Origin of the sequence: Kitasatospora sp. NPDC101157, from assembly GCF_044768255.1 — a bacterium.
Taxonomy (GTDB): domain Bacteria; phylum Actinomycetota; class Actinomycetes; order Streptomycetales; family Streptomycetaceae; genus Kitasatospora.
Map to the genome: position 1 here is coordinate 1 of NZ_JBIWPL010000075.1, position 1,171 is coordinate 1,171.

The 1,171-nt window shown below is 65.4% G+C and carries 1 protein-coding gene; it reads left to right on the forward strand.

Going from position 1 to position 1,171, the window contains the following annotated elements; genetic code table 11:
• The first annotated feature begins 116 nt into the window (after nt 1-116).
• Nucleotides 117-842: a class I SAM-dependent methyltransferase gene (locus ACIRVF_RS42950; protein WP_402830710.1), complete on the forward strand. Its 726-nt coding sequence runs from the start codon at nt 117-119 to the stop codon at nt 840-842.
• Nucleotides 843-1,171: the final 329 nt, after the last annotated feature.

The window sequence follows — 1,171 nt, forward strand, 5'->3', positions numbered from 1 at the left end:
CGCACGGCCTCCACGGCCTCGGCGGAGACGATCACGTCTGTCATCAGGTGCTACTTCCTTGATCGGGAGTTACACCGTTCTTTTTACAGACCCCAGCTCTGCATATGTTCGGCCACATGGCTGACGAATCCTTCGGGCATCCACGGCTCGCCGCGATCTATGACCCGCTCGACCCCGACCGCGGCGATCTCGATGCCTACCTACGGATCGCGGAAGAGTCCGACGCGAGCCGAGTGCTGGACATCGGCTGCGGCACAGGGGTGTTCGCACTTCTCCTGGCTGACCGCGGGATCGAGGTCGTCGGCGTCGATCCCGCCCTGGCATCCATCGACGTCGCCCGGGCCAAACCGGGCAGTGACCGAGTGCGCTGGATCTGCGGCGATGCGACAGACCTCCCGCCGCTGCAGGTTGACCTGGCGACGATGACGGCGAACGTTGCCCAGGCCATCGCTGATCCGCGGACGTGGCAGCAGACGCTGCGCGGAGCCTATGAAGCGCTGCGGCCTGGCGGGCATCTGGTCTTCGAGACCCGCGATCCGGCCAGACGCGCCTGGGAAGAGTGGACCCGCGAGAACTCCCACCGCGTGACGGAGATCCCAGGCGTCGGCTCCGTCGAGAGCTGGGTTCAGCTGATCGAGGTGAGCAGGCCCCTGGTGACGTTCCGATGGACCTACGTGTTCGCTGCGGATGGACAGGTGCTGACGTCGGCTTCGACGCTGCGTTTCCGAGAGCGGGAAGAGATCGAGAGGGACCTGGTCGCGCACGGCTACGTAGTGGAAGACGTTCGCGATGCGCCCGACCGCCCTGGAAGACAGTTCGTCTTCCTGGCACGACGTCCGTGATCTTCGGTGATCCACATCACTCAAACTTCGATGGCACACGCTCAAGGTTCGATGGCACAGGAGTGCGCCACGAGGCGCTATGCAATCGAGTGGAGGTGGAAGACCTTCGCCGCTGGACCGTCGCAGCGGTCTGGTGAAGCTGGGGTCAGCCTGTTCCGGGGAACGCCGGGGAGGGCGGCAAGCAGCCCCGACAACGGCGGGACGTGCCGGGACTACCGGATGGCGCGGGCCCGTCTAGTACTCCAGTGTGACTTCGTGATCTATCCGGTTGAGGGCTCGGCGAGGCGTCGCCGGTAGTGGCTGCGGCGGGCGGTTGCTTGGTGGATCCT

Excerpts from the sequence above, each read along its gene's own strand:
- ACIRVF_RS42950 (WP_402830710.1), top strand. The coding sequence starts at position 117 with ATGGCTGACGAATCCTTCGGGCATCCACGGCTCGCCGCGATCTATGAC.